This is a genomic window from Geobacter pickeringii (assembly GCF_000817955.1).
Classification (GTDB): domain Bacteria; phylum Desulfobacterota; class Desulfuromonadia; order Geobacterales; family Geobacteraceae; genus Geobacter; species Geobacter pickeringii.
Map to the genome: position 1 here is coordinate 2,563,886 of NZ_CP009788.1, position 19,390 is coordinate 2,583,275.

At 66.1% G+C, this 19,390-nt stretch carries 20 protein-coding genes and 1 riboswitch; of the genes, 4 read left to right on the plus strand and 16 right to left on the minus strand.

Translation table 11 applies throughout. From position 1 onward, the window contains the following. Window positions 1-83 precede the first annotated feature (83 nt). The 8 genes from GPICK_RS11545 to GPICK_RS11580 form a co-directional block, all read right to left on the minus strand. Entirely contained in the window at window positions 84-2,768 is a 2,685-nt protein-coding gene (locus GPICK_RS11545) for a 2-oxoglutarate dehydrogenase E1 component (RefSeq protein ID WP_039743363.1), read from the minus strand. A gap of 30 nt (window positions 2,769-2,798) precedes the next feature. Then, on the minus strand, window positions 2,799-3,197 hold the full coding sequence (msrB, locus tag GPICK_RS11550) for a peptide-methionine (R)-S-oxide reductase MsrB (RefSeq protein ID WP_039743365.1): 399 nt from the start codon (window positions 3,195-3,197) through the stop codon (window positions 2,799-2,801). 113 nt (window positions 3,198-3,310) lie between these two features. Continuing rightward, window positions 3,311-4,126, minus strand: a complete 816-nt coding sequence (locus GPICK_RS11555) for a PstS family phosphate ABC transporter substrate-binding protein (protein ID WP_039745705.1) — start codon at window positions 4,124-4,126, stop codon at window positions 3,311-3,313. A 64-nt stretch (window positions 4,127-4,190) separates the two neighbouring features. Further along, window positions 4,191-5,504, minus strand: coding sequence for a sensor histidine kinase (locus tag GPICK_RS11560; RefSeq protein ID WP_039743367.1), 1,314 nt, complete (start codon window positions 5,502-5,504; stop codon window positions 4,191-4,193). Window positions 5,505-5,559: 55 nt separating this feature from the next. Then, the gene (locus GPICK_RS11565) at window positions 5,560-7,956 is read right to left on the minus strand and encodes a heavy metal translocating P-type ATPase (protein ID WP_039743369.1); all 2,397 of its coding nucleotides are present in this window, start codon (window positions 7,954-7,956) and stop codon (window positions 5,560-5,562) included. Next, window positions 7,949-9,004, minus strand: a complete 1,056-nt coding sequence (locus GPICK_RS11570) for an AI-2E family transporter (RefSeq protein WP_039743372.1) — start codon at window positions 9,002-9,004, stop codon at window positions 7,949-7,951. Before GPICK_RS11570 ends, GPICK_RS11565 begins: the two co-directional genes overlap by 8 nt. 4 nt (window positions 9,005-9,008) lie before the next feature. Then, the gene (locus GPICK_RS11575; RefSeq protein ID WP_039743373.1) at window positions 9,009-10,052 is read right to left on the minus strand and encodes an AI-2E family transporter; all 1,044 of its coding nucleotides are present in this window, start codon (window positions 10,050-10,052) and stop codon (window positions 9,009-9,011) included. A 64-nt stretch (window positions 10,053-10,116) separates the two neighbouring features. Beyond that, complete coding sequence (locus GPICK_RS11580) at window positions 10,117-10,560, minus strand: UPF0158 family protein (protein WP_039743374.1); 444 nt, start codon at window positions 10,558-10,560, stop codon at window positions 10,117-10,119. Here GPICK_RS11580 and GPICK_RS11585 point away from each other — a divergent pair. Then, the gene (locus GPICK_RS11585) at window positions 10,550-11,233 is read left to right on the plus strand and encodes a UDP-2,3-diacylglucosamine diphosphatase (protein ID WP_236685547.1); all 684 of its coding nucleotides are present in this window, start codon (window positions 10,550-10,552) and stop codon (window positions 11,231-11,233) included. The two genes, GPICK_RS11580 and GPICK_RS11585, sit on opposite strands and share 11 nt — an antisense overlap. Further along, a complete protein-coding gene (locus GPICK_RS17840) occupies window positions 11,227-11,379 on the plus strand; it encodes a hypothetical protein (RefSeq protein ID WP_236685548.1) in 153 nt (50 codons plus the stop codon). Before GPICK_RS11585 ends, GPICK_RS17840 begins: the two co-directional genes overlap by 7 nt. Here the strand turns inward: GPICK_RS17840 and GPICK_RS11590 are convergent. From GPICK_RS11590 to GPICK_RS11610, 6 genes are all read right to left on the minus strand, one after another. Then, entirely contained in the window at window positions 11,351-11,620 is a 270-nt protein-coding gene (locus GPICK_RS11590) for a CxxCxxCC domain-containing protein (protein ID WP_052263416.1), read from the minus strand. The genes GPICK_RS17840 and GPICK_RS11590 overlap by 29 nt on opposite strands. 15 nt (window positions 11,621-11,635) lie before the next feature. Continuing rightward, on the minus strand, window positions 11,636-12,976 hold the full coding sequence (locus tag GPICK_RS11595; RefSeq protein WP_039743375.1) for a penicillin-binding transpeptidase domain-containing protein: 1,341 nt from the start codon (window positions 12,974-12,976) through the stop codon (window positions 11,636-11,638). Window positions 12,977-13,126: 150 nt separating this feature from the next. Next, window positions 13,127-13,321: a hypothetical protein gene (locus GPICK_RS17845; RefSeq protein WP_236685549.1), complete on the minus strand. Its 195-nt coding sequence runs from the start codon at window positions 13,319-13,321 to the stop codon at window positions 13,127-13,129. Between the two features lie 59 nt (window positions 13,322-13,380). Further along, window positions 13,381-14,481 carry a YihY/virulence factor BrkB family protein gene (locus GPICK_RS11600; RefSeq protein WP_236685550.1) on the minus strand — a complete coding sequence of 367 codons (1,101 nt, stop codon included), beginning with the start codon at window positions 14,479-14,481 and terminating at the stop codon, window positions 13,381-13,383. Between the two features lie 79 nt (window positions 14,482-14,560). Next, the gene (locus tag GPICK_RS11605) at window positions 14,561-14,875 is read right to left on the minus strand and encodes a YtxH domain-containing protein (RefSeq protein WP_039743376.1); all 315 of its coding nucleotides are present in this window, start codon (window positions 14,873-14,875) and stop codon (window positions 14,561-14,563) included. Between the two features lie 4 nt (window positions 14,876-14,879). After that, complete coding sequence (locus tag GPICK_RS11610; protein WP_039743378.1) at window positions 14,880-15,269, minus strand: DUF948 domain-containing protein; 390 nt, start codon at window positions 15,267-15,269, stop codon at window positions 14,880-14,882. A 215-nt stretch (window positions 15,270-15,484) separates the two neighbouring features. Further along, window positions 15,485-15,703: riboswitch (SAM riboswitch) on the plus strand. An 89-nt stretch (window positions 15,704-15,792) separates the two neighbouring features. Between GPICK_RS11610 and metX the strand changes: the two genes are divergently transcribed. Then, window positions 15,793-16,890: a homoserine O-acetyltransferase MetX gene (metX, locus tag GPICK_RS11615; RefSeq protein WP_039743380.1), complete on the plus strand. Its 1,098-nt coding sequence runs from the start codon at window positions 15,793-15,795 to the stop codon at window positions 16,888-16,890. Between the two features lie 30 nt (window positions 16,891-16,920). After that, window positions 16,921-18,030 carry a phosphotransacetylase family protein gene (locus tag GPICK_RS11620; protein ID WP_039743382.1) on the plus strand — a complete coding sequence of 370 codons (1,110 nt, stop codon included), beginning with the start codon at window positions 16,921-16,923 and terminating at the stop codon, window positions 18,028-18,030. Window positions 18,031-18,034: 4 nt separating this feature from the next. Here the strand turns inward: GPICK_RS11620 and GPICK_RS11625 are convergent, their stop codons facing one another. Together GPICK_RS11625 and GPICK_RS11630 are read right to left on the minus strand one after the other, a co-directional pair. Then, a complete protein-coding gene (locus GPICK_RS11625; protein ID WP_039743384.1) occupies window positions 18,035-19,003 on the minus strand; it encodes a hypothetical protein in 969 nt (322 codons plus the stop codon). A 30-nt stretch (window positions 19,004-19,033) separates the two neighbouring features. Next, on the minus strand, window positions 19,034-19,372 hold the full coding sequence (locus tag GPICK_RS11630; RefSeq protein ID WP_039743386.1) for a DUF2845 domain-containing protein: 339 nt from the start codon (window positions 19,370-19,372) through the stop codon (window positions 19,034-19,036). Between the last annotated feature and the right edge of the window lie 18 nt (window positions 19,373-19,390).

The window sequence follows — 19,390 nt, forward strand, 5'->3', positions numbered from 1 at the left end:
GGCCTCCGGCCACCCTCTCCCCGGGGGAGAGGGTTTGATTTTCCCCTCGCCCTGAGGGAGAGGGGGAGGGGTGAGGGGAAAATTTACGAAAGTGCATCGTTGACGATCCGTTCCTGCTCCTCCTGATGCAGCCGATGGGAACCGACCGCCGGGACATCGTTCTCCGGCCGTCCCACGTAGCGGGGCTCGGCACCTAAGATCTCCGCCAGGTGCGGCCGGAGATGGCTCCACGCCCCCATATTTTTCGGCTCCTCCTGGACCCAGGCGACCTTTTTCGCCCCCCCGAACGGCGCCACCGCCTCCCGCAGCAGGTCGGTCCGGAGCGGATAGAGCTGCTCCAGCCGGACGATGGCCACGTCCCCGCGGCCGTCGCGCTCGCACCGCTCCCGCAGGTCGCAGAAGACCTTGCCGGTGCAGAGGAGGAGCGTCGCCGCCGGCGAGGGGGGGACGGCGTCCACCAGCACCTCCCGGAATCCGCCGGCGGCGAAATCCTCCAGCCGGGAGACGCAGCGGGGGTGGCGCAGCAGGCTCTTGGGGGTGAAGACGACGAGGGGCTTGCGGAAGGGTTGCTTCGCCTGGCGCCGCAGGAGATGGAAGAGCTGGGCCGGGGTGGAGGGGTAGGCCACCTGCAGGTTGTGGTCGGCGCAGAGCTGGAGGTAGCGCTCGATCCGGGCGCTGGAGTGCTCGGCCCCCTGCCCCTCGAAGCCGTGGGGGAGCAGCAGGACGAGACCGCTCACCCGTTCCCACTTGGACTCGCCGCCGGCGATGAACTGGTCGATGATCACCTGGGCGCCGTTGGCGAAGTCGCCGAACTGGGCCTCCCAGATGACGAGCGCCTCCGGCTCCTCCACCGAATAGCCGTACTCGAAGCCGAGGACGGCGAACTCGGAGAGCATGCTGTCCCATGCCCCGAACACGGCCCCGTCCGCCGCCACAGTGGCGAGGGGGACGTGGTGCGCTTCCGTCGCCATGTCGTAGAGGAAGGAGTGGCGATGGCCGAAGGTGCCGCGCCGGGAGTCTTCGCCCGAAAGCCGGATGGATATCCCTTTGGCAAGGAGCGTGGCGTAGGCCAGCGTCTCGCCGTTCCCCCAGTCGATCCCCTCCCCCTTCGCCACCGCCTCCCGGCGCCGTTCCAGCAGGGCGGCGACCTTCGGGTGGAGGGCGAAGCCGGGGGGGATGGCGGCCAGCCGCGCGGCGAGAGTGCGCAGCGCCTCGGCCTCCACGGCGGTCGCCACCGGGCCCGGCGTGTACTCGCGGCGGTACCGCTCCCACTTCCCGCCGAAACCGGCGAGGAGGGGGCGGGGGGGAGCGGCAAAGGCATCTTCGAGGATCTTCGCGTACGCCGCGGCCCGGGCGTCGATCTCCTCCCGCGCCACCCCTTCCGCCACCAGAGCGGCGGCGTACAGCTCGTGGACCGGCGGACGGTCCTTGATCCGCCCGTACATCACCGGCTGGGTGAAGTAGGGCTCGTCCCCCTCGTTATGCCCATGGCGACGGTAGCAGATGATCTCCACCACCACGTCCTTGCCGAAGGTCTGCCGGTAGTCGAGGGCGAGGCGCACGGCATGGACCGCCGCCTCGGGGTCCTCGCCGTGGACGTGGAAGATCGGCACCGCCACCATCTTGGCCACGTCGGTGGCGTAGAGGGACGACCGGGCGTCCGCCGGCAGCGTGGTGAAGCCGATCTGGTTGTTGACGACGATGTGGAGGGTGCCGCCGGTCCGGTACCCCTCCAGCTGCGAGAGGTTCAGAGTCTCCGCCACCACCCCCTGGCCGGCGAAGGCGGCGTCGCCGTGGATCAGGACCGGCAGGACCAGCTTCGCCCCGCCGGGGCCGGCGGCATCCTGGCGGGCGCGGCACTTCCCCGTCACCACCGGGTCCACCGCCTCCAGGTGGCTCGGGTTGAAGGCCATGGTGAGGTGGATGCGCCGTCCGTCCGCAAGCTCCCGATCGCAGGAAAACCCCTTGTGGTACTTCACGTCGCCGTCCCCCACGAAGCCGAGGGGGAGGTTGTCGGCAAACTCGGCGAAGATGTTCTCCAGCGGCTTGCCGAAGAGGGTGGCCAGGACGTTGAGCCGTCCCCGGTGGGCCATGCCGAGAATGAGGTCGGTGATCCCCTGCTCCGCCCCCCGCGCCACCACCGCATCGAGAACGGGGATCAGGGTCTCCCCCCCTTCCAGGGAAAACCGCTTCTGCCCCATGAAGCGGCGGTGGAGGAAACTCTCGAAGAGGGTCCCCTGCTGGAGTTTCTCCAGAATCGTGAGCTTCTCCTCCCGGGTGAAGGGGGGGCGGTTGCGGACCGGCTCCATCCGCTCGATGAGCCACGAACGCTCGCGGGGGTCCTGAATGTGCATGAACTCGACGCCAATGGAGCGGCAGTAAGTCTCCCGCAGGGTCTCGATGATCTCCCGGAGCGTCGCCTCCTTCTTGACGAGGAAGCGCCGGGCCCGGAAGGTCCGGTCCAGGTCGCTCTCGTCCAGGTCGTAGTGTTGAAGGGAGAGGAGGGGGTGCTCGACCCGGCAGGGGGCGAGGGGGTCGGTACAGGCGAGGAGATGTCCCAGGTCGCGGTAGCGGTAGACCAGAGAGTCCACCGCCGACTGTTTGGCGATCAGCTCGGGGGAGGGGCTTTCAGCCACCGGCGCGCCGCGGCCGGCCTCGAAACCGCTGAAGAAGGCGCGCCACTCGGGGGTAACTGCGGCGGGATCGTCGCACCACCGCCGGTAGAGCGATTCAAGGTAATCGGGGGAGGCTCCGGAGAGGAAGTCCATGGGCATATCCTGGCGTCCGAGGGGGATGGATTATTTCCGGTCGAGTCTGAGGGCGGCGGAGTTGATGCAGTACCGCTTGCCGGTGGGGGCGGGGCCGTCGCCGAAGAGATGCCCGAGGTGGGCGCCGCAGGAGGTGCAATGGATCTCGGTGCGGCGCATGAAGAAGCTCCGGTCCTCCTCGCTCTCCACGCTCTCCGTGGCAACCGGGGCGGTGAAGCTCGGCCAGCCGGTGCCGGAGTCGAACTTGTCGGAGGAACGGAACAGCTCCGCCCCGCAGCAGACGCAGCGGTAGGTCCCGACGTCATGGGAATTCCAGTACTCGCCGGTGAAGGCCCGTTCGGTCCCCTTCTTCCGGGTGATCTCGTACTGCTCGGGAGAGAGCTGCGCCCGCCACTCGGCATCCGTCTTGACAATCTTCCGTGTGCCCATGATCCCCTCCGACAACGCGGTGCCCGTCCAGGCCATCCGTTACAGTGTACCCCGATTCGGCGGCGGTTCAAGCGCCGGGAGGCGCCCACCTCCGGTCCGCTGCCGGCGTAGGATCATTCCACCACGTAGCCGTACTTTTTGAGGACCTTCCTGCCGGCATCGCCCAGCACGAAGGCGATGAACTTCCTCCCCCGGGGGGTAAGGCGGTCGTCGCGGTAGACGAAGGCGAGGGGCTTCACGAGGCCGTAGCGGCCGCTCCGGACATTCTCCGCCGTGGGGGGGACGCCGTCGATGGCCAGTGCCTTCACCGGCATCTTCTCCACCCCCACCGCGCCGCAATCGGTGACCCCCAGGGCGTCGGCGGTCAGTGCCAGCACCCGGTTCATCTCCTGATCCGAGTAGAGGATCGACCAGTACCGCCCCCGGATGCTCTCGTCATAGGCGGCAGCAAAGCCGGGAATCTTCTTCAGGGTGTCGATGGAGCTGTCCTCCGGTTCACGGGTGAGGACGACGATCGACCGGCCGTTTTTCCAGCTCTTTTTCTCCCCCCGGTAGATGGCGGCGATCTCGGCGCGGGTGAGTCCGGCGTCGGGAACCCGCCGGTCGGCGGCCAGGATCACGGCGGTCCGCGCAAAGGGGCGATAGATGAGGCCGAGCCGACCTTCATCGGGCTTCAATTCGCGGGAGACGATCCCGATCTCCACCGTCCCGTCAGCCGCCGCGTGAACCCCGCCGCCGGAACCGATGCTGGCCGGGACGTCGAAGGAGAAGCCGGGGGTGACCCGCTGGAACTCCCGGGCGAGGAGCCGGACGATGGGGATGCAGGTTCCCGAACCGGCGATGACGCTCTTCCCCTCGTCGCCAAAAGAGGGTGGGGCAGCAGTCAGCACGCTTCCCAGGATAACGGTCAATGCGACAACTCTCTTCATGACACCCCCCTCTCCGTTCATCCTCATTGTCATCCTCATCTCCCCTCACGCTGCAACGACTCCGTCACTTCCCCCCGGAGCCGCTCCCCTCCCTGGGGAGCACGAAGGTGAAGGCAGTCCCCCTCCCCGGTTCGCTCTCGGCCCAGATCCGCCCGCCGTGGCGGTGGAGGATCCGCTGCACGGTGGCAAGGCCGATGCCGGTCCCCTCGAACTCCTCCTCCCGGTGAAGACGCTGGAACGGCGCAAAGAGCCGTCCGGCAAACGCCATGTCGAAGCCGGCGCCGTTGTCCCGCACGCAGATGGCACGCTCCCCCTCCCCCTCCACCTCCACCGTCTCCACCGCGATCTCGGCGTCGTCCCGCTTGCGGGTGAACTTCCAGGCGTTGCCGAGGAGGTTCTCCATGACATCCCGCAGCAGGGAGGGGTCGCCCGACACCGCCATCCCCTCCTCGATCCGGAACGAGACCCGTCTCTCCGGAGTCCCCGCGGAGAGTTCCGCCGCGATCTCGGCGGCAAGGCCGGTGAGGTTGATCCGCTCCCGGCGGATCTCGTTGCGGTTGACCCGCGACAGGGCCAGCATCGCCTCGATGAGCCGGTCCATCCGTGTGCTCGCCGCCCCGATCCGGTTCAGGTAGTGGAGCCCATCGGCATCGAAGCGGTCGCCGTAGTCCTCGCGGAAGGCGTCGATGTACCCCGTTATGTGCCGCAGCGGCGCCTGCAGGTCGTGGGAAACCGAATAGCTGAACGCCTCCAGTTCATCGTTGGCGGCCTGGTACTGGGCGGTCCGCTCCGTCACCCGCTGTTCCAGCGTCTCGTTCAGCGCCCGGACGTCGTGCTCCAGTGCCGACACGACCCTGATCGGATAACGGTAGCTGATGACGGTAAAGAGCGCGGCGAGCAGTGACGATACGGCAAAGAAGAGGAACGTGACCTGGATTGCGTCGCCGGCCGAGATACCGATCACCACCGTCGCAATCCGTGTGCGGTTGAAGATAACGGGGGCTTCGCCGAAGACGACGTAGTCGTCCAGAACGGTGTCTCCGTCGTCCCGGAACCGGTCATAGCCGGAAATGGCCTTCCCCCCCCCGTCCTGCACCCGGACGACGACAACCTTCCGGAAGAGCAGGAAATCCCGGATGAGCTGATCGTAGCGATGGACCTGATATTTCCAGAGCGGACCGGTATCGAGCGCCAGCCGGCTGATCCGCCCCGCGAGCTCGTGGGCATGGATGGTGGCCTGTTCCCTGAGGGAGCGGTATTCGAGGCCGGCATAGAGTGCCGGGAACCCGACGCTGACCAGAAAGCCGATGCCGAAGGCCACCGGAAAAAGCCGCTGCGACAGCGTGCGGGCGATGCTTGCGGAACCGTCTTTCTCCACCGGACCGTTGCTCCTTTCAGGTAAAACTCACCCTTCGACGGGAGGGGACGGGACGTTAGCCGAGCTTTCCACCGACCCGCCGCAGCAGGATCGAGTTGGTCACCACCGACACCGAGGAGAAGGCCATGGCGAGGCCGGCGTACTCGGGCTTCAGGGTGATGCCGAGGGGATAGAAGAGGGCCCCCGCCGCCACGGGGATGCCGAGGATGTTGTAGAAGAGGGCCCAGAAGAGGTTCTGCTTCACCTTGGCGAGGGTGGCCCGCCCGAGACGGATGGCCCGCACCACGTCCGTCAGGTCGTCGCGGACGAGGATCACGTCGCCGGTCTCCTTGGCCACGTCGGTGCCGCCGCCGATGGCAATGCCGACGTCGGCCCGGGCCAGGGCCGGGGCGTCGTTGATGCCGTCCCCCACCATGGCGGTGAAGTATCCCTTTGCCTGGTACTCCCGCACCACCTCCTGCTTGCGGCCGGGGAGGACTTCGGCCTCGAAACCGTCCACCCCCGCCTCCCGGGCGACGGCGGCGGCCACGGCGCGGTGGTCGCCGGTGATCATGAAGGTGGCGATCCCCATCCCCTTCATGGCCGCCACGGCGGCGGCCGACCCTTCCTTCAGCCGGTCGGCCAGGGCCGCGACCCCCACGAGGTGCCCCCCCGCCGCCACGAAGACCAGGGATTTCCCCTCCGCCGCCAGCCGCGCCGCCGCATCGGCCAGGGGGGCCGTCGCCACCCCCCCCTCTTCCAGGAAGCGGGCATTGCCCGCCAGGAGCGGTTCGCCGGCCAGGGTGCAGGCAACGCCCCCCCCTTCCACCTCCCGGCAGTCGGCAACCTCCGCCGGGGCCACCCCGCGCTCCGCGGCACCGGCCACGGCGGCCTGGGCCAGGGGGTGGGTGGAGCGGGACTCGGCGGCAGCCAGGAGGGTCAGCAGCCGCGCCTCCCCCTCCCCCGGCGCCGGGACGAGGTCGGTCAGCGCCGGCTCTCCCCGCGTGAGGGTGCCGGTCTTGTCGAGGAGGATCGCCTGGACCCGGGAGATGTTTTCCAGCACCGATCCCCGCTTCACGAGGATGCCGCGGGCGAGCCCCACCCCGCTCCCCACCATGATGGCGGTGGGGGTGGCAAGCCCCATGGCGCAGGGGCAGGCGATGACCACCACGGCGATGGCGAGCTTGAAGGCGAAGAGGAACTCCTGGTGGAGTCCCCAAAACCAGAGGGCGAAGGTGAACAGGGCGAGGGCGATGACCACCGGAACGAAGACGCCGGAGACCCGGTCGGCGAAGCGCTGGATGGGGGCCTTGTCCGCCTGGGCCTCCCGCACCATCCGGACGATCTGGGCCAGGAGGGTCTCCTCGCCGATCCGCGTCGCCCGGACCGTGAGGACGCCGCCGCGGTTCACCGTGGCACCGGTGACCGGGTCACCCGGCTTCTTTGCCACCGGGAGCGACTCGCCCGTGACCATGGATTCGTCCACGGTGGAGCTCCCCTCCACCACTTCACCATCCACGGGAAGGGCCTCGCCGGGGAAGACCCGCACCAGGTCCCCCACCCGGACGGCGGAGGCCGCCACCTCCCGCTCCCCTTCCGGGGTCACGAGCCGCGCCTTGTCGGCCTGGAGCCGCAGGAGCTTTTTCAGGGCCTCCCCCGCCTTCCCCCGGGCCCGGGCCTCCAGATACTTGCCGAGGCGGATGAAGGCGATGAGCATGGCCGAGGTCTCGAAGAAGACGTGGCCGCCGTGGGAGCCGAAGGCGCCGAAGAAGGCGAAGAGGGAGTAAAAGTAGGCGGCGGAGGTGCCGAGGGCCACCAGCACGTCCATGTTGGCGCTCTTGTTTTTCAGGGCGAACCAGCTCCCCTTGTAGAAGGTGAGCCCCGCCGAGAACTGGACCGCGGTGGCCAGCGCCAGGTTCATCCACCCCACGGCCCGGTTGTCGTGGAGGGTCATGGTGAGCATGATGGGCACGGAGAGGAGGGCGCTCAGGACGAACCAGTTCCGCTGGGCGACGAGCTCCGCCGCGGCCTCCGCCCCCCCCTGCTCCGGCTCCACCGGCGTGTATCCCGCCGCGGATACCAGGGCGAAGATGTCGGCCTGGCTGAGGCGCGCCGGGTCGAAGCGGACCAGCGCCTCCTCCTGGGCCAGGTTCACCACGGCGGCGCTCACGGCGGGGTCGGCCAGGAGCTTCTTCTCCAGGTTCGCCACGCAGGAGGCGCAGTGGAGCCCCCGGACCCCGAAGCGGAGTTCGCCGGCCGCCGTGAGCCGCCGCGCCCCGTAGCCGAGCTCCTTCACCCGCGCCACGATGGCCTCGTCGGCCAGCGTCCCCTCGTCGTACTCCACCGCCAGCTCTTCGGTGGCGAAGTTCACCGCCGCCGTCGCCACCCCGGCCATCCGGCCGATCTCCTTCTCGATCCGGGTCGCGCAGCCGGCGCAGTGCATCCCGGTCACGGCAAATATCGATCTAACCATTGGGCATATTCCTTTCATCCAGATGTCCCCGCAGTTCGCCGGCGCAGATCTTCACCACCGCCGCCACCGGCACCGCCAGCACCACCCCCCAGAACCCGAGGAGCTCCCCCATGGCCATCAGGGCGAAGATCACCGCCAGCGGATTGAGCCGCAGGGTCCCCCGCATCAGGAGCGGCTTGATCAGGTTCCCCTCGATGATGACGTAGATGACGAAGTAGGCGGCGCAGACCTTGGGGATGATGGCGAGATCGCCGGTTTCGGCATAGCCGATGAGGGTCGGGGGAATGACCGCCACCACGACCCCCACGAAGGGAACTATGGAGGCGAAGCCTGCCACGAGGCCGTTCAGCAGGGGAAACTCCACGCCGAGGAGGGAGAGCGCCACGGCGGAGAGGATGCCGGCCAGGAGGCAGTCGATGAACTGGGCCACCACGAACCGCTCCAGCGCCCCCTTGATCCTCCCCCCCACCCGGCGGAAGGAGGGGCGCTCCCGGTGGGGAACGAAGCGGAGGATCAGGTCCTTGACGAACTCCTTGTAGTACAGCATGAAAAAGATCAGGATCGGCGCCAGTATCAGGTTGAGGATGCCGAACAGGGCCCGCTTCAGCTGCTGGTATCCCTGGCCGGAGGCCTCCAGGGCAAGTTTCTTGAGGGACTCCTCGGTGCGGGCGAGGAGCCAGCTCCCCTCCTCGCCGCCGGAGTACAGGGCAAGGCGTCCCCGCCAGTCGTCGAGCATCCGCTCCAGATTCTGCAGGTAGCGGGGGATCGCGCGGGGAAAGGCCTCGATCTGGTGGTTCAGATAGGGAACCACGGCGAAAAGAGCGATGACGATGAGGACCGCAAAGCAGAGGTAGAGGACGGCGATGGCCGGCAGCCGGCCGAGCCCCTTGCGCTCCAGGTACTTCAGGGGCGGATTGAGGAGATAGGCGATGACGAGGGCGGTCAGGACGGCCGAGAGGCTGTGGCGGGCGAAATGCCCCGCGAGAAGGACCATCCCGAAGATCCCGGCAAGGAACCAGGCGACATGGGCCGCTTCCCGGGGGCGCATCCCCCTACCTCCGGGAGAAGTCGCCCCGCCGGGCGTGGTCGAGGACGATGCGGGCGGCGGCGGCGATGGGGATGGCGAGGAGGATTCCCCAGAACCCCATCAGCTCGCCGAAGGCCATCACCACGATGATCGTGACGAGGGGGTTGAGGTCCATGGACTCCTTGAAGACGATCGGCTTGACCAGGTATCCCTCCAGGAAGTAGATGACGGCGAAGACCCCGATCACCTTGAGGATCGCCGCGCCGCTCTGGAACTGGACATAGGCGAAGAAGAGCGGCGGCAGGGTCGCCAGGATCACGCCGATGAAGGGGAGGACCGAGGCGAGGCCGGCGAAGATGCCGTTGAAGATCGGGTAGTCGATGCCGAGGATGAAGAGGGCGGCGGTGGAGAGGAGCGCCACGATGGCGGAGACGATGAGCTGCCCCCGCAGGTACCCCCCGATGCTCCGGTTCACCTCCCGGCCGAGGGCGATGATCGCCTCGCGGCGCGCGGCGGGGAGCCAGGCGGTGACCCCTGCCTTTGCCTCGTTCTTGTACCAGAGCATGAAGAATACGAGGATCGGGGCGAGGACCAGGGTGAAGAGGTTGAAGGCGAGGCCGGCGGCGGTCTCGTAGACGCCGGTGCCGAGCTTGGCGAACAGCTTGTCGAGCTGCCCCGTGGCCGATTCGAAGAGCCATCCCCATTCTTCGGCGGCATAGGGGGGGACGATCCGCATCTTCCAGGCGAGGGCAAGGTTCTTCGCCTTCTGGACATACGCGGGGAGCCCGGTCACGAACCCCTCCCAGCGGATGCTCAGGAACGGCACCAGGAAGGTGAAGAAGAAGACCGAAAAGATCGTGAGCCCGACGTAGAGGAGGAGGATCCCCCAGAGGCGGCGCACTCCCCGGCGCTCCAGCATCACCACCAGCGGATCGAGGAGGTAGGCGATGACGAACGAGAGGAGAAAGCACGAGACCGTGTGGCGTAGGGCATACCCCGCGGCGATGACGGCCACCGCCACAAGCAGTACGCCGACCACCCTGTTGATCACCGGCTCCCGTTCTTCCATCCATCCCCCCTTTTACCGGAAATTGCCCGCGGGCCGACGGTTGCCGAACCCCGCGCGAGCGGCATCAGAAATCGTCTTCCGCCTCGGCCCCGAACAGATCGTGCTCTTCGAGCCAGCGCCGGGCGCGGTCGGCGATGAGTCCTTCCTTGATCAGCATGAACTGCTCGAACTCCTCGGGATAGAACGAGAGGATCTCGTCGAGGCGGCCGTAGGGCTTCTTCCCCTCGAAGGCCCGTTCCAGCATCCCCTTGAGCCCCTCGTTTTCGAGACCGCGGATGAAATCGTAGAGCAACAGCCGCTCGTCGTCGTAGTCAAAGCCCGGAATCCGGAGAAAACGCTCCTCGTTCCCGTTGATCTCCGCCCAGAACTCCTCGTCGTCGTAGTCGGTGGGGACCGCAAAGATCTCCCCCGTCTCCCGGTCGAGAAAGTAGGCGATGTCGCTGTCCGGGTTGTCGAACGCCTCCAGGAGATCGTCCCAGACTATCTCCACGTCCCGCATGATTCCCATAATGATCCCCAGGCAGAGCGGCGGCCGGTCCCGCGCCGGGGACCGTCACTTCATTGCCTTTACCTTTGCCCGTCTTTTGATTTATAGTGCCGCCATGCGCACAATCTTCATCGCCGACGCCCACCTGCGACACGAGGACGACCGGAACTACCGGCTCCTCATGGAATTCCTGGCAGGCCTGCGGGGGACGGCGGACACCCTCTACATCCTCGGCGATCTCTTCGAATTCTGGATCGGCTACCGGCAGGTCCCCTTCACCCACTACCTGCCGCTGCTCGACCTGCTCCGGGAGCTGACGGCGAGCGGCGTCAGGCTCGTCTATCTGGAGGGGAACCACGACTTCCACCTGGGGCCGTTTTTCACCGAAACCCTGGGGGTCTCGGTCCATCCCGGCCCGGTCGAGGTTGAGTTGGGGGGGAAGCGGGTCTACCTCTGCCACGGCGACGAGGTGAACCGTCGGGACCACTCCTACCGCCTCCTCCGCTTCATTCTCCACAACCGCCTCATCAAAGCGGCGGTGCCGCTGGTCCCCCCGCCGTCGCCTCCTGGATCGCGGAGCGGATGGCGCACAAAAGCAGGAAACAGCACGGCGAACGGCGGCAGAAGTGGGACTACACCGCCCTGCTCCGCGCCTTTGCCGCCGAGCGGTTTCGCGAGGGGGCCGACGTGGTGATCTCCGGCCACTTCCACCTACCGCTTCTGGAAACCACCGAGGACAAAACTCTCCTCTCCCTCGGCGACTGGCTCACCCACTTCACCTACGGGGAGTGGAGGGACGGGGCCTTTTCCCTCAAGAGCTACCAGGACTCCGGGGCGTAGCCCCCACCCCATCCTCCATCCCGAATATCCGCAGATAGTTTCGCACCCGCTCCTCCAGGGTCGGCGCCGCCACGAGCCAGCAGAGCTCGTCGGGCCGGTACCCCCGGCAGACCGCCGGCCGCTCCGCGTAGATTCCGCAGAGCCCCCCGTCGTCGAGGTGCCGGCATCGCTCCCCGAGCCCCTTGCCGAGGGCGGCAATATCGGGGGCGGTGCAGCAGGTGGCGCACTTCAGACACTCCATCCCTTCCTCCGGCACCTACCTGAAAAACGCCTCCAGCGCCTGTTCTCCCAGATATGACGCCTTGATCTTCCATTTGTCCCGGTTGATGACGAGGGCGGCCAGGGCGATCTGCGGGTCCTCCACCGGGGCATAGGCGGCAAACCAGTTATAGTGCCCCTCGGGGTCGGTGCCGTTGATGGAGCCGGTCTTGGCGGCGATGTGGATATCGGTGAACTTCGGCCGTCCCCGGCGGTCATGGAACGCACGCCGCGAGGTGCCGCTGTTCACGGTGGAGGAGAGCATTTTGGTGAGCTGGGCCGCCACCTCGGGGGTAACGACGGTCCGCAGCGGCTTCGGCCGATGGACGTAGGCCACCTCCCCCGTGGCGCTCTTCACCTCGTCCACGAGGGACGGAGCGTACATGGTGCCGCCATTGGCGATGGAGGCCATCAGCACCGCCGCATGGAGCGGCGAGATCTTCACCTCGCGGCCAAGCCCTGCTCCCATGAGGCGCAGTTGGTCGTCGGTGGTGGGATGTTCCGCCTTGCTCGGCAGAACCGGCGTACCGGGAAGCAGCGGATGGTTGAAGCCGTACCGCTCGGCGCAGCGCAGCACCGACTCGCGGCCGGCGATGTCGCAGGCGAGCCGGCCGAAGACCGGGTTCACCGATTTGCCCATGGCGGTGGTGAGGTCCATCTGCTGGGCGCCGCGCTTCGGGAGGTTGCTCCAGTAGCGGGAGCTCTCGGAATAGAGCCCCCCGCGGAACGGAATCACCGTCTCGGGGGTCACCTTCTTCTGCTCCAGGGCGGCGGTGGCGGTGACGATCTTGAAGAGGGACGCCATGGGATAGATGCTGTAGTAGGCGTGCCCGGCCCACTCGGGCTCGATCGCCGAATGGGAGGCCATGGCGAGGACCCGACCGGTCTTCGGCTCGATGGCAACGAAGACGCCGAAGGGGACCTGGAACTGCGTCATCACCTCCGTGACCCGTCGCTGCACCTCCTCGTTGATGGCGTAGACCACCGTCCCGCCGCCGGGGAGCTGGGCGGAGAGCCTCCCTCCCTCGAAATGGGCGGACGGATAGGCGTCGGCAGCCAGCTGGAACGAACTGAAGACGTCCAGGGGGCGGTCCTGCTTCACCTCCGGCTTCTGTTCCTTGCGGACGCTGGAGGCTGCCGGTTTCCCGGAAATCAGCGAAAAGACCGGATATGCCGCAATGAGGACGGCGAGGGCCGGGAGGATGAGGCGAAGCCGCTTCTTCTCCGGTTTCGGTTCGATGAGCCGTTTGTAGGTATTTTGGGAAGAGTTTTTCCGCGGAGCAAAGGCGTCCGCGAGGGAGAATCGTTTCTTTCTGGTGAGATGCTTGAGATCTTGCATGCTATCGCTTCGCCCGGCATCCTCGCCAAGGGGGACCGGACAGGGCGCGGATGCTGAAATTTAGTGTGGTTACGTTGCGGCCACTATATGTCAAACCCCCCTTCTTTGTCAACGCCGGCACCGGTTAAACATGCCTCATGCAGTCGTGGCTCAGCCGCGCTCCCCGGTATCGCGGGAGGCGTTCTCCCGCGCCGCCAGTTCGCGGAAACTGACCCCGGCGACGGCCCCCGCAACACCCCCTTCGATCCGTTGCCAGAGTTCCTCCAGCACCGGGTCGGCGCCCGTCCCCACTCCCAGCTCCGCCTCCCCACCCGCACTCCGGATCGAGCCGAGGAGTTCGTCCACCCGGATATGATCCAGTTCCCGGGCCGGCAGATAGCGGGGTGGGTCGGCGCCATTGGCCGCTACCCACCCCCCGCGACGAGGCCGTCGAGGATCTCCCGCACGATCCGTTCGGGAACGTCGAGGAACTCGGCGAGCCCTGCGGCGCTCCGGGGAGGAATATCCTGGAAGAAGGCACGGGCGATCTCCAGCATCAGGGCCAGGGCAAGCCGCTCCCGGACCGCACTGCTCACCGACGGCACCCGCACCTCGCGCCGCAGGGTCCGCAGGTGCTGGTGCGCGTAGACCACCTCGACGCCGAAAAGGACGATGAGCCAGCTGGCATAGAGCCAGATCATGAAGACCGGCAGCACCGCCAGGGTGCCGTAGATGGCGTTGTACCGCCCCACCCCCACCTGGAAATGGATGTAACCCCACTGGGCCCCCTGCCAGAGGGTCCCGGCGATCATCCCTCCCACGACGGCCGACGGGAAGCGGACCTTCGTGTTGGGGATGAACATGTAGAGAAAGACCAGTGCCAGCCAGATGCTCAGGTAGGGAACGAGGTGAAAGAGCGGCACGAGGAGGTCCCCCAGGTAGCTCGTCCGGATCAGCCACTGGACGAACCGCTGGCTCTGGAGGGTGGTGGTGACGCTCAGGGCTGCAAAGAGGAGGAGGGGACCGCTGATCAGGACACTCAGGTAATCGCTGAACTTGCGGTGGAGGGGACGGGTCTCCCGCACCCCCCAGATGGCGTTGAACGCCTCCTCGATGTTCCCGAGGAGGGTGACGGCGGTGACCAGGAGCGCCGCGAGACCGACGGCGCCGAGGGAGCCGACTTTGGTGTTGTTGATGTAGGTGACGATCCTCTCGACGATCTCGTGGGAGCCGGCCGCCACCTGGCTCAGGATGAACGGCTCCAGGGTGTTCTGCACCCCGAACCCCTTCAGCACCGCAAACGCCAAGGCAAAGAGCGGCACGATGGAGAGGAGGGTCGAGAAGGTGAGCGCCGAGGCCCGGAGCAGGCACTGGTCGGCGAAAAAACCGCGGCAGACTATCATGGCGAACTGAAGGGAGGTGAAGAGACGCCTCCTGACCGGGCCGAAGGATTCCGGCACCTCTCCCTCGGAAAGGGTGGCCACAAACCGGGTAATCCGCTCCACGATACCGATACCGTTCACCATCGCCCCACCATGCCGAACCCGCCCTCCGCACACGAAAAAGCCCACGCGGAGGTGGGCTTTCGTGCGGCGTCGGGATCGATTACATTTCGCGGTACTTTTCCTTCTCCCGCTCCATCGCCTCTTTGCCAGCCTCGAGGGCCGAGGTGATGATCGCCTTCTTCTCGGAGAAGACGTCTTTCGTCTCTTCGTAAGTATCCTTGATCTTGGACTGGGCCTCCTTGGTGAACCCCTTGATCTTGTCGATCGCCTCCTCGGTCAGATCCGCGATGTTCTCGCGCATCTCCCGTCCGGTCTTGGGTGCCAGAAGAAGCCCGAGCCCCGCTCCCACCGCGGCGCCGGCCAGAAACGAGAGAAACACGGTTCCCGCGCTTATTCCTTTTTCATCGTCAGCCATGACATTACCCCCTTTTCTTGATGATTCGCTCAATGAGAAGCTTGCCCGCGGCCCGGGCACCGCTCGCCCATACCGACGAAGTGGCTGCCGCGTGGGCGACGGTGCCGATTACCGCGTTGATCGTCCGGATGTTGCGCCCCGTATCGCCGACGGCCTCCATGAAAGTCTGGACCTCCTCGCGCTTCGCGGCAATCCCTTCGGTCACCGTCCGCAGCTCGGTCAGGGTCTTCTCCAGCTCAAGCAGCACCGGCTTCAGTTCCACCCCGGCCTTGTTCACGAACCCCCGGAGGTCGGCGGCGGCCCTGCGGATCTCCAGCAGCGTCGGGATCATGAAGGCCACCAGCACCACCAGTGCCAGCGCCAATACCACAACGGCAACAGCAGTAACAGTCATGCAGTCGAATCCTCCCGGGCGCGAAAGTAGTGAAATTATAAAGCAGACGAATGACATTGCAATATTGCAGGGCGACTATACCCCATCCCGGCGCGCATTTGCAAACGAAATGCTCAGCATTGGCGCGGTCTTCCGCCCCTCGGGACGGGGGAAATTTTCAATTGACAAACCCCCGGCGGTTCCGTATTCTCTCATGAAAACTGAATAGAAACGCTTTCTTATCAAGAGTGGTGGAGGGAAAGGCCCTGCGAAACCACAGCAACCGGTCTTTTCCGGTTCGCATTCGAGCTTAGACCAAGGCGCCGAGGAGACGGCCCCGGAGGCGTACCGAGCGTACGCTGAGGAGCCAACGACGATGGCAACGCTGGTATCAGCCCGAAGGCGAAGCGGAAGGCGCCAGGTGCTAAATCCTGCCGGAGAGGCAAAGATGAGGAGGTGCTTGAGCGATAGCCCCACCGTCCACAAAGCCCCTTCTCGCCACCGCGGGAAGGGGCTGTTTCGTTCGTGGAGAGAGTGAAGCGCAATGTCCGTCGGCATCGTTGAAGAACAATCCGTAACCTTCGACACGGAGCTCCGCCTGGAGAGCGGCCGAATTCTCGGTCCGATCACCCTCGCCTACGAGACCTACGGCACCCTCAACGACGACCGCTCCAATGCCGTCCTGGTGGCCCATGCCTGGACCGGAAACGCCCATCTGGCGGGGAAGTACCGGGAGGAGGAGTCAAAACCGGGGTGGTGGGACGCCATCGTCGGACCGGGGCGCCTTCTCGACACCGACCGCTACTTCGTCATCTGCTCCAACGTCATCGGCTCCTGCTACGGCTCCACCGGCCCCGCCTCCATCAACCCCCGCACCGGCAAGCGCTACAACCTGACATTCCCGGTCATCACCATCCGCGACATGGTGCGGGCCCAGGCGCTGCTCATCGACCACCTCGGCATCGACCGTCTCCTCACCGTTCTCGGCGGAAGCATGGGGGGGATGCAGGCCCTGGAGTGGGCGACCCAGTTCCCTGACCGGATCCGCTCCGCCATCGCCCTTGCCACCACCAGCCGCCCCTCTCCCCAGGCGATCTCCCTCAACGCCGTGGCCCGCTGGTCCATCTTCAACGATCCGACCTGGAAAAAGGGGGAGTACAAGAAGAATCCCAAGGACGGCCTGGCGCTGGCCCGTGGCATCGGCCACATCACCTTCCTCTCCGACGAATCGATGTGGCAGAAGTTCGGACGCCGCTATTCGGCCCGGGACGGCCTTTTCGATTTCTTCGGCCAGTTCGAGGTGGAGCGCTACCTGAACTACAACGGCTACAACTTCGTCGACCGCTTCGACACCAACTCGTTCCTCTACCTCGCCAAGGCCCTCGACCTCTACGACGTCTCCTGGGGATACGAATCACTGGAGGAGGCCTTTGCCCCGGTCCGGGCACCGCTGCAGTTCTTCGCCTTCACCTCCGACTGGCTCTACCCCCCCTACCAGACCGAGGAGATGGCGAATGTCCTGAGGAAACTCGGCAAACCGGTGGAGTACCACCTCATCGAATCCGCTTACGGCCACGATGCGTTCCTTCTGGAGCACGAGACCTTCGCGCCGCTGGTGCGGGGGTTCCTCGACAAGGTCTAGGAGTGGCCGTCATCCCCTCGGGAGGAGCAGATGGCACGAAAGATATTCATTGCCGCCACCGGCCAGAACTGCGGCAAGACCACCACCAGCATCTCGCTGTTTCACCTCGCCCGGAAGAAATATAAGAACGTCGGCTTCATCAAGCCCCTCGGCCCCAAGCCCACCACCCTGCGCGGCATCCCGATGGACAAGGACGCCGCCCTCATGGCGCAGGTCTTCGGCCTGCGCAAGAACCTCCGCGCCATGTCGCCGGTGGTGGTCTATCCCGACAGCACCCGCCGGGTCATCGACGGGGAACTCTCACCGCGCCATCTCGAAGAACAGATCCTGACGGCCTATGCCGAACTGGAAAAAACGTGCGACTTCATCATCATCGAGGGCTCCGGCCACCCGGGGGTCGGCTCCGTCATGAAGCTCTCCAACGCCCGCATCGCCCGCCTCCTCGACGCCCCGGTGCTGATGGTGACTGGCGGCGGGGTCGGCAACGTGGTCGACGCGGTCTCGGTGAACCTGGCACTTTTCGAGAAGGAAGGGGTCGACGTCCGGACGCTCCTGGCCAACAAGCTGATCCCCGACAAGCGCGACCGGATCCTCTCCTACCTGCAGCGGGCCTTTGCCGACGAACCCTTCTCCGTGATGGGGGGGTTCGACTACCAGCCGGTCCTCGCCAACCCGACCCTGCGCCGCGTCTCGCGGCTCCTGAATCTCCCGCTCCACGGCAACCGGCGGGACATGAAGCGGATCATCCACAACGTCCAGATCGGGGCCGCCTCCACCCAGCGGGTGGCGGAACTGCTCCAGGAGTCGACGCTCCTCATCGTCACCAGCAGCCGCGACGAGCTCCTCGTCACCCTTGCCAACCTCTACCACATGCCCGACTACCGCTCCAAGATCGTCGGCCTGGTCATCCCGGGGATCATCCCGATCAGCACCATCACCCAGCAGATCCTCGAACAGAGCAACATCCCCTACCTGCGCAACCGCACCCACACCACCGCCGAGCTCTATCACCTCATCACCGAGGATGTCTCCAAGATCACCGCCGAGGATACCGAGAAACTGGACCTCATCCGCTCCCTGGCCGAGAAGCGCCTCGACTTCGACCGGCTGGACGCCCTGTTCGATCCGCGCAACGGTTAGCGCCTCAGAACCGGTAGCCGACCCCGCCGAGGATGACGTCGGCATCCTGGTTGTACCCCGTGGCGAGGCGGCTCCAGGAGGCGCGCAGATTCCAGCGGGGATCGAGCCGGTAGCTCCCCGTCATCGTCACGATGGCCGACAGGGCGTTGCCACCGCCGTTCTTCGGCGGAACCTCGTTGTGGTCGACGGTGACGCACGGACCGGCGCCGAAACCGATGACCAGGCGATCGGCGAAGAAGGAGTCGGTCAGCCAGAACTGGCTCAGGAGACTGTTGCGCCGGTACAGCGAGCGCTCCCCCTCATAGAGCCACCCCGCGCTCCACTCCAGATGGCGCAGGAGGTCGCGGCGGTACTCGATGCTCAGGGCGGTGCTGTGCTCGGAATCGAACCGGTTGAGGATCGACTCGCCGAGAAAGAGCGTTATCTCGTTGTCCATTCCCGTTTCCGGCCGGGAAATGGCGGTGGCAGGCACGCCAAATGACGGGGGTGAATCGAGCTGGTAGCCGATCCCGAGGAGGGTGGAAATGGTGTCGACGCTGGTGCCGCTCTTGACCCAGTTGGTGCGCAACCCGAGCAGCCAGCGGCTCTCCGAATACCAGGTCACCGCGAGGCTGAGCATCCCACCCACGCCATGATCGACAAACGATTGGCCGCCGGCCGGCGGAGCGGTGGTGTCGTAATACAGGTACGGTCCTCCCCCGGCAGCGAGGGTGAGGCGCCGCTCCAGCAGCGCGGTGCGGGCCCAGAGGGTGACGGCATTGCCATCGCGGTGGTGGTTCGGAACGTGCCCCTCGTTCAGGTAGGAAAGGCTTACGGCAAAATTCTCTCCCACGCCGTTCAGGTATTCCAGCTGCCACGCGTATGAGGTGTCGTGCATGCCGTTATTCTGGACCATCCCTCCGTAGCCGGAGAATTCACCTCCCCATGCCGGGATGGCAGCGAGAATAAACACGACACACACCATCCATGGCATATCTGCTCCTGTCGAGGGGACCGTCGGGGACTAGTATCCCCAGTCGAGACTCTCGATACGCGCCACCCGGCCGTTCTCGAAAATCAGCTGGTACATGAACTCGTTCGGACCGAAGTTATAGGTCCAGTCGTCGATGGTGATCCGGGTGATGGTCTTCGTACCGCCGTGCCGGGAGCTTCCGGTGACTTCCGACTGTTCGCGCTGGGTGGCGTAGACCGGCGGGCCGCACTTGTGGAGCACCGCAGGGATGGCGTCACCGATGGAGACGATCCCTCCCCTGCAGATCATGGTGCCGGTTTCGGACGCGCCGGCGCCCCACGGCGCCAGCGCCAGCAGACATGCGCCCGCGATGGCGATCATCTTGCCCATGGCTCTCTCCTCCCCCCG